General features: G+C 70.4%; 5 protein-coding genes and 2 pseudogenes. 1 reads left to right on the forward strand and 6 read right to left on the reverse strand.

Annotation, left to right across the window (positions count from 1 at the left end):
• A pseudogene (locus tag ACTG9Q_RS32825) lies at window positions 1-961 on the forward strand (RICIN domain-containing protein); the annotation flags it as partial.
• Window positions 962-1,153: 192 nt separating this feature from the next.
• Here ACTG9Q_RS32825 and ACTG9Q_RS32830 read toward each other — a convergent pair.
• The 6 genes and pseudogenes from ACTG9Q_RS32830 to ACTG9Q_RS32855 all read right to left on the reverse strand — a co-directional run.
• Window positions 1,154-1,777: a hypothetical protein gene (locus tag ACTG9Q_RS32830; RefSeq protein ID WP_455576843.1), complete on the reverse strand. Its 624-nt coding sequence runs from the start codon at window positions 1,775-1,777 to the stop codon at window positions 1,154-1,156.
• Entirely contained in the window at window positions 1,764-3,365 is a 1,602-nt protein-coding gene (locus ACTG9Q_RS32835; protein WP_455576844.1) for a substrate-binding domain-containing protein, read from the reverse strand. Before ACTG9Q_RS32835 ends, ACTG9Q_RS32830 begins: the two co-directional genes overlap by 14 nt.
• Window positions 3,362-4,486 carry a toxic anion resistance protein gene (locus ACTG9Q_RS32840; RefSeq protein ID WP_455576845.1) on the reverse strand — a complete coding sequence of 375 codons (1,125 nt, stop codon included), beginning with the start codon at window positions 4,484-4,486 and terminating at the stop codon, window positions 3,362-3,364. The genes ACTG9Q_RS32835 and ACTG9Q_RS32840 overlap by 4 nt, the downstream gene beginning before the upstream one ends.
• Window positions 4,486-5,565, reverse strand: a complete 1,080-nt coding sequence (locus tag ACTG9Q_RS32845) for a hypothetical protein (protein WP_455576846.1) — start codon at window positions 5,563-5,565, stop codon at window positions 4,486-4,488. Before ACTG9Q_RS32845 ends, ACTG9Q_RS32840 begins: the two co-directional genes overlap by 1 nt.
• Before the next feature lie 194 nt (window positions 5,566-5,759).
• A complete protein-coding gene (locus tag ACTG9Q_RS32850) occupies window positions 5,760-7,286 on the reverse strand; it encodes a non-reducing end alpha-L-arabinofuranosidase family hydrolase (RefSeq protein ID WP_455576847.1) in 1,527 nt (508 codons plus the stop codon).
• 73 nt (window positions 7,287-7,359) lie between these two features.
• Window positions 7,360-7,513: pseudogene (locus ACTG9Q_RS32855) on the reverse strand (RICIN domain-containing protein); the annotation flags it as partial.

Genomic DNA, 7,513 nt, shown 5'->3' on the forward strand with positions numbered 1-7,513 from the left:
ACTGGCCGACTCCGACGGCGGCCACGTGCGGCTGATCGCCCGGCACAGCAACAAGGCGGTCGAGGTGCAGGGCTTCTCGACCGCGGACGGTGGGAACGTCGTGCAGTACGCGGACACGGGAGGGAGCAACCAGCAGTGGCAGCTGGCCAAGGTGCCCGGCGGCGGCGACCCCGGCGGCGGCACCGGCTGCGGCAAGGTCCCGACGTTGCGCAGCGGCGCGCACACGATCCAGAGCGGCGGCAAGAGTCGCAGCTTCATCCTGCGGGTGCCCGACGGCTACGACAACACCCGCCCCTATCGATTGATCTTCGGGTTCCACTGGCGTGGCGGCACGATGAATGACGTGTCCTCGGGCGGGACCAGCGGGACGGCGTGGTCGTACTACGGGATGCAGGAGCAGTCGAACAACAGCGCGATCCTCGTGGCGCCGCAGGGCCTGGGCAACGGCTGGGCCAACTCCGGCGGCGAGGACGTGGTGTTCGTCGACGACATGATCAAGCGGATCGAGGGCGACCTCTGCGTCGACCCGAAGCTGCGGTTCGCGATGGGGTTCAGCTACGGCGGCGGCATGAGCTACTCGCTGGCGTGCTCGCGGCCGACGGTGTTCCGCGCGGTGGTGGTCTACGCGGGTGCGCAGTTGAGCGGGTGCTCCGGTGGTACGCAGCCGATCGCGTACTTCGGTATCCACGGCCTCTCGGACAACGTGCTGAACATCTCGGCGGGCCGGTCGTTGCGTGATCGGTTCGTGGCGAACAACGGCTGTGTCGCGCAGAGCCCGCGCGAGCCCGGCGTGGGCAGCCGCACGCACATCACGACCACGTACTCGTGCCGGGCGGGGTACCCGGTGCAGTGGGCCGCGTTCGACGGCGGCCACGTGCCGGGTCCGGTCGACGGCTGCGCGTGTGAGGACGGCGTCCGAACCTGGACCAAGGGCGAGGCGTGGAGGTTCATCTCCCAGTTCTGACCACGCATCGACCCACCTAGGTCGTGTTTCAGATGGGGAGCACGGCATAGCCGCGCCAGTCCGGCCGCAGGCGGCACGGGCCGGATGCGCCCGAATACAACACCGGTATTAGGGCGATCCGTCCGCACCGCCTGCGGCCGGACTGATCACGACTCTCCCGCACCCCACATCTGAAACACGACCTAGTACCTACTGCCGCGGCTGGTCGCGGTCGAATCGCGGGTTCGGGTCCACAGGGTCGGCGGCCGGGCCTGCGCGGTCCTTGAGGTAGCGGGTGTGGTCGGATTGGCGGTTGAGGTCGGTGGTGAAGAACCGGGTGGCGACGTGCTCGGCGTCAGCGGTCAGCAGGGCGAGCTGGGTGGCCAGCTCGTCGGCCGGGGAAGCGCGGGAGGTGATGAGCCACCAGGGGAGGTTGGCGTAGGTCTCCACCGCCAAGGGGATGTCGCTGCGGAGCAGGCGGTCGACGTCGTGGGCGGCGTCGGGGTCGGCGGCGAGGTCGGCGTGCCGGTCCACCATTGACGACAGGACGTCCAGCAGGTGGGTGTACCGGTCGCGCAGCTCCGCCGGGAGCCGGGGTCGGGCCGTCGAGAGCGCGGCGTGCGCCTCGCGGAGGGACTGGGCGTCGTCCACCAGGCGGATCTTCTCCGGCGGCGCGGCCAAGACTCCCGCCAGGTACAGGGCCGCCACGACAAAGGGCCAGATCGCCCCGATCAGGTCGAAAGACCACAGCGCCACGCCGACGAGGCCGAGGACGCAGCCCGCGAGGTTCTTGGTGGAGCCGAGGTAGCCCAGCACCCGGTTACTGGTAGCCACGGATCTCCCGGAACACCCGCGTGAGGTCGGAGTCGCGGGCGTCGAAAAGCCTGCCGCCGGTGAGCGTGGCCAGCTGCTCCATCTCCGACTGGTCGCTCTCGCCGAAGACCACGGTGAAGACCGGGACCGCCTTCGCCGACGGCGGCAAGGCCGCGTGGCGGCGGGTGAAGGCGGCGATGTCGGAGCCGTTGGTGTTGTCGCCATCGGTCATCAGCACGATGGATACGAACCGGTCCTCGGTGGACTCCGCCCCCAGCAGGTCGTAGGCCGTGGCAAGGCTGTCGTAGATCGCGGTGCCGCCCTCGGCGACCAGGGTCCCGGTGTAGTCGCGGATCGCGCCGAGCGTAGTGTCCGGCGCCTTCGGGTCGACGGTGAACGACTTCGGCGAGCCGGGCACGTCGGTGAACGGCAGGAGGGTGACCTCCTCGCGCGAGCGGAACTTGCGGTACTTGCCGACCTCGTCCCCGTCCGCGCCGGTCAGGCTGCCCAGCGCGGAGTGCAGGCCCGCGATCCGGTCGCCCTTCATCGACCCGGACGTGTCCAGCACGTACACCGTGCGCGAAGGGCGGCGGATGCGGTCGAAGTACGCCGAGAGCAGCGCGTCGAACGCGGCCGCGGTGGCCGGGAACGGCAGCTCGATCAGCGTCGCCGTGCCGAAGGACTCCGGCAGGGCGACGCCGGGGGTGACCGGGCGGCGCTGGGTGGTGGCCACGATCTCGGCCTGCGCCTCGGGGGACAGCAGGTGCGCGGTGAGGCGGTCGAAGTCGGCGCGGGCAGCCGCGGCGGTGCCCGTCAGCAGGGTGAGCGGGTAGTCGGCGGTCACCACACCGTCGGACGGGCGGATGATCACGAGCGGCTCGGGCAGCGCGCCCGACTGGTTCATCGACAGCAGCACGGACTCGTAGTTGACCAGACCGTCGATCTTCGGGCCGGGGTCGGTGCCTGCGGCGCGGCGCTGGTAGGCGTCCGAAAGCCAGCCGGAGGAGCCCGCGCTGAGCGCCTGCGCGGCGAAGAACCCCGTCAGCGCCGGGGTGACGGCGTCGATCGCGGCCGCGTCGATGGCATCGCCCGATCCCGACAGCGCCGAGGCGACAGCGACGAGCGCGGAGAAGCCGGAGTTGGACGCGGACGGGTCCGTCATGCCATAGGTGAACCGCTTGGCGCTCGCGGCCTCGGCTATGTCCGCCCAGGTCACCGGCGCGTCCACCCAGCCGAGCTCGCGGGCCTTGGACTCGGCGAGGCCGAGCACGACCGGCGAGGCCATGACCTTGGTCTGCACCGCCAGCCGCGCCGAAGCCTCGGGGATGGCTTGGACGTACCGGTTGGACGAGAACCACACGGCGTCGAAGTCCGTCGTCCCCGCCGCGAGGGTCTGCGCGCCCTCCAGCGTGCCGGTGAAGGTGAACTCGACCTCGACGCCGGTCGCCTCGGCGGCTCTGGCCAGCAGCGGTTCCAGGTCGACCAGCTCGCTGCCCGCCAGCACCCGCAGCAGACCCTCCTGCGGCTCGGACGGCGTGGACGGACCGGCGTCGGTCGAGCAGGACGCCACGGCCGCGGCAGTGATGAGCAAGGTGATCAGGCGCTTCACGCGTCCCCCAAGGCGTCGGCCGAGCGCTGGACCCGGTGGTGGGCGCGGCGCAGCTCGTCGGACAGGGCCGAGACGGTGTCGGCCATGCTCCGGGTGGCGCTCGCGCGGAAGCTGTCGATGGTGTCGATGGTCTGGAAGATCGCGTCGAAGGCCGACCGGATCGCGTCGACGCCGACCGCCGGGCCCGCGCCCGCTTCGGCCAGCTCATGGGTCTGCGCGGCCAGCAGGGCGCTGTTGCCGCGCAGCAGGGCCTCGGTGGTCCCCTGGAGGCCGGTCAGCTCGGCAGTGATCGCCTTCTGTCCCGCCAGCGCGGCGCTGACGGTCAGCGCGATCCGCAGGGCGGACACGGTCGTGCCGACGGCCCGCTCGATGCCGCGGATCAGTTCGTCGTTGGTGCGGCGCACCAGGTCCAGCGCCAGGTACCCCTGGGCGGACACGGCCAGCTGGGTCAGGATGTCCTGGTGGCGCTGGCGCACCGGGTGCAGCACGTCCGAGCGCAGCGCGGTGGCCATCGCGGGGTCGGCCAGGTCGAGGACGCCCGCTTGCCGTTCGACGGCCTCGTCCACCGCGCGCGCCAGCGTCGCGCTCTCGGTGAGCTTGCGCATCGCGTCCCACAGCCGGGTCCGCTCGCCCTTGACGGCGGCGTTGTCGCGGCGCAACTGGTCCTGCCGCGATCGCAGCTCCCGCACGAGGAAGGTGATGGGCCGTTCCGCGGCGCGGTAGCGGTCGAGCATCTTGCGCGCGTTGCCGGAGCCGGTGAAAACACGCAACAGCTTGCGCGGGGCCTGCGGAACCTCGGCGGGCTCCAGGCTGACGACCGTCCGCCGCAGAGCGGCCAGGCTGGCCGCGACCCCTGGATCGGCGTCGAGCGAGCGGTCGAGCAGGCCGTGGGCGGTGTGGGCGGCGGCGCGCATGTCCGCCTCGCCGACGGCCAGCAGCGCGTCGACGCGGTCGTGGAAGTCGGGTGAGCGCGGGTCGAGCAGCGTCAGCGCGCCGGTGAACTCCTCGGCGCGGCGGGCGGCGGTCTCCCGCACGGTGTCGTCCAGCGGGATCAGGCCCGCCGCCCGCTCCACCGGGACGGCGACGACCGGCTCGGGCGGGGAGAGCGCGAACTCATCCATCAGTACTGCTTCCCGATGGCGTCGAGCATGCGCTCCAGCGACTCGTGCGACGGCGGTTCGACCACGTCCACGAGGTCGGCGGGCACGTCCAGCTTCCGGTCGGCGACGACCTGGCGGAAGTGGGCGGGGTCGGCGGTGCGGAAGCCGAACTCGGCGGCGAGCCTCTGCAGGCCAGGGTCGGTGGTCAGCAGCCTGCCGACCTCGTCGCCGCCAGGGGTGACCGGGACCAGCGTGTGCTTGGAGAGCACGGTCGGCGCCGGGTAGACCAGGCGCATGTCGTCGCGGATGGAGCCGTCACCGCGGATCTGGCGGTCGAGGAACTGCGACTCGTAGATCAGGGCCAGCGGGGTCTTGCCCATGCCCGCGGCGAGGTAGTCGACGAACGGTCCCTCGGAGCTCGGCGGTGTGTAGCCCTGGTCGAGAAACAGCCGGGTCATCAGCGGCAGCACCTCGGCCTCCTCGGCGGGGCTGTTGACGACGCTGTTGCCGTTGGCCACGTAGGACATGGCCGCCAGGTACATCGCCGCGGAGTTCGAGTCGCGCGGGTCGGTGGTGTTGATCAGCACGGTGCGGCGGGCGGGGAAGGCGGTGTTGCCCGGCAACCGGTCCCAGCGGGTGCCCTTCCCGGCGAGGTCGAGGTACCGGGCGACGTCCAACACCGGCCTGCCCTCCTGGCCGGGACGGATGACACCGCGCGCGGTGAGCAGGTCGGCGATCGGCGCGAACGTGGCCACCGCCATCGGCGAGAAGAACGGCGAGTAGCTGGTCTTGGCACCCAGGTCACGCACGATCCGCTGAGCGGTCGGCTCGGAGCCGGGGAAGGCGAAGTCATAGGTCCGCAGGTCCACCTCCGTCGCGATCTGCCGCGACCCCGCGGTGTCCACCCGCACGACGATGCCGTGCGCGGCGAACGCGTCGACCACCCGCCGCTCGGCGAAGAACGGCGCCTTCTCCGACCCCACAACCCCCGTCACGGTCCGCGGACCCGCGGGCACCTCGTCCTCACCCCCGAAGACCACCACCCCGGCCACCGCGAGAACCAGCACCACCGCGAGCCCGACACCCAACCGCCGCTTCATCAAACCCCCTCGCACCCGATCATTTCCAAGTCGACGAAGGTTGGACATGGGAACGGGTGGCCAACAGGTGAACTCCGGACGAATTTCCGGATGCGCGATCGCCGCGGGCGGGCCGTCACAGAAAACAGGCCGACGCCCTCACCCGGTGAGGGGTGGGGGCGCCGGCCCGGTTGGGGTGGACCTGACTCGGGCGATCAGCGTTGCAGCGTCAGCAGGCCCGGTCGGTAGGGGAGCAGGCCGTAGTCGCCGCCGGAGCTGGGGCTGCGTCCCTGGTAGAGCAACTGCAGGTTGCAGGGGTCGATGGTCTTGGTCTGGTCGGGGTTGCTGCGGATCAGGTCGCCGTGGCTGATGTCGTTGGTCCAGGTGGCGCCGCTGTTGGCCTTGCCCGCGAAGGGGTTGCTCTCGGTGGCGGCCTGCGGTGTCCACGAACCGCTCAGGCTGCTGGAGGTGAACGAGCGGAAGTAGCGCCCGTTGCTCCCCATCGCCTCGACGATCATGAGGTACTGGTTCTGGCCCTGGACCTTGTAGACCTCGACGCCTTCGAACAGGTTGGCCGTCGTGTCGCTCATGATCGTCGTGTACGACGAGCCGAAGCTGCCTGGGAAGTTCCCGATGGGCATGCTGGCACGGTAGATCTTGCCGTTGTCACCGGCGAAGAACAGGTACATGTTCGTGCCGTCACCGATGATCGTCTGGTCGATGGGTCCGGTGTCGGAGCCGGTGATGCTGCCGGTGAAGAGCGTCTGCGGCGACGACCACCCGTTCGCGTTGGTGGGGTCGCTCGACGTCCGGTAGCTGAAGGCGGTCGGGCCCCACTGGTAGGCGAGCACCCAGATGTTCTTCGGGGCGAAGTAGAACAGCGTGGACGCGACGGCGCCGGTGTTCATCCCGTTCTGGCTGGCCGAGGCCATGTCGGACCAGTTCGTGAAGGTCCCGAAGTTCATCGAGCCCCAGGTCGTTCCCGTGTCGTGCGTCGTGGCGTAGACCAGGTGCCTGCCGTTGTAGAGGACGTGGGTGAAGTCCTTGAGCGAAACCCACCCCTGCCTCGGGTTCGCCAGCGAGCCCGTCGATGACCAGCGGTACGTCGACGGGAGAGAGCACGGGCCGTTCGGCGGGGTCGTCGTGGTGGTGGGGTTGGTGCCGCCGCCGACGCGGATGAGCTGCCACTGCTGGTTGGCGCCGCCCCAGTCGCTGTACTGGACGACGTTGCCGCCGTCGTTGGTGGCCGCGCCCTGGACCTCGACCGCCTTGTTGCTGTTGCGGTTGATCAGGCGGACGTGGCCGCCGTCGGAGTCGGCGAGCCGGAACTGCTGGTTGGTGCCGTTGCCGTCGGCCCACTGCACGATGTTGGCGCCGTCGGAGGTGGAGAAGTTGTAGACGTCCAGCACCTTGCCCGACAGCCTCGACTTCACCCGGTAGTAGCCGCCGCCGGAGTCCACGAACTGCCACTGCTGCTGGTTGCCGTCGTTGCGGGCCCACTGGGTGATGCGGGCGCCGTCGTTCATGGCGAGGTTGTACACGTCGAGTGCCTTGCCGCTGTTGCGGTTGACCAGGACGTACCAGGCGTTGGTGTCCACGGTGGCCGCGGACGCGGTCGTCGCGCCGAGCGCGGTCAGCATGCCGCCGAGCAGCATGGTGACGACGGCGGCGACACCGGCCAGCCTGCGATTCCTGCGGCTTCGCGGAACTGTGGTGAACGGATGTTGGCCGGACCCGGCCATGGGCGTGCTCCTCTTCTTTGAGGGGATGGTGAAAGGCGGGGGAGGTCCCTCGCCGTGCGACGCTGGTGGATCAGCCGACGCGGACGAGTTGCCACTGCTGGTTGGCGCCGCCCCAGTCGCTGTACTGGACGACGTTCGCGCCGTCGGCCGTGGAAGCGCCCTGGACCTCGACCGCCTTGGTGCTGTTGCGGTTGATCAACCTGTGGTAGCCGCCGGACTCGACCGCG

Source organism: Actinokineospora lacus, assembly GCF_053813445.1.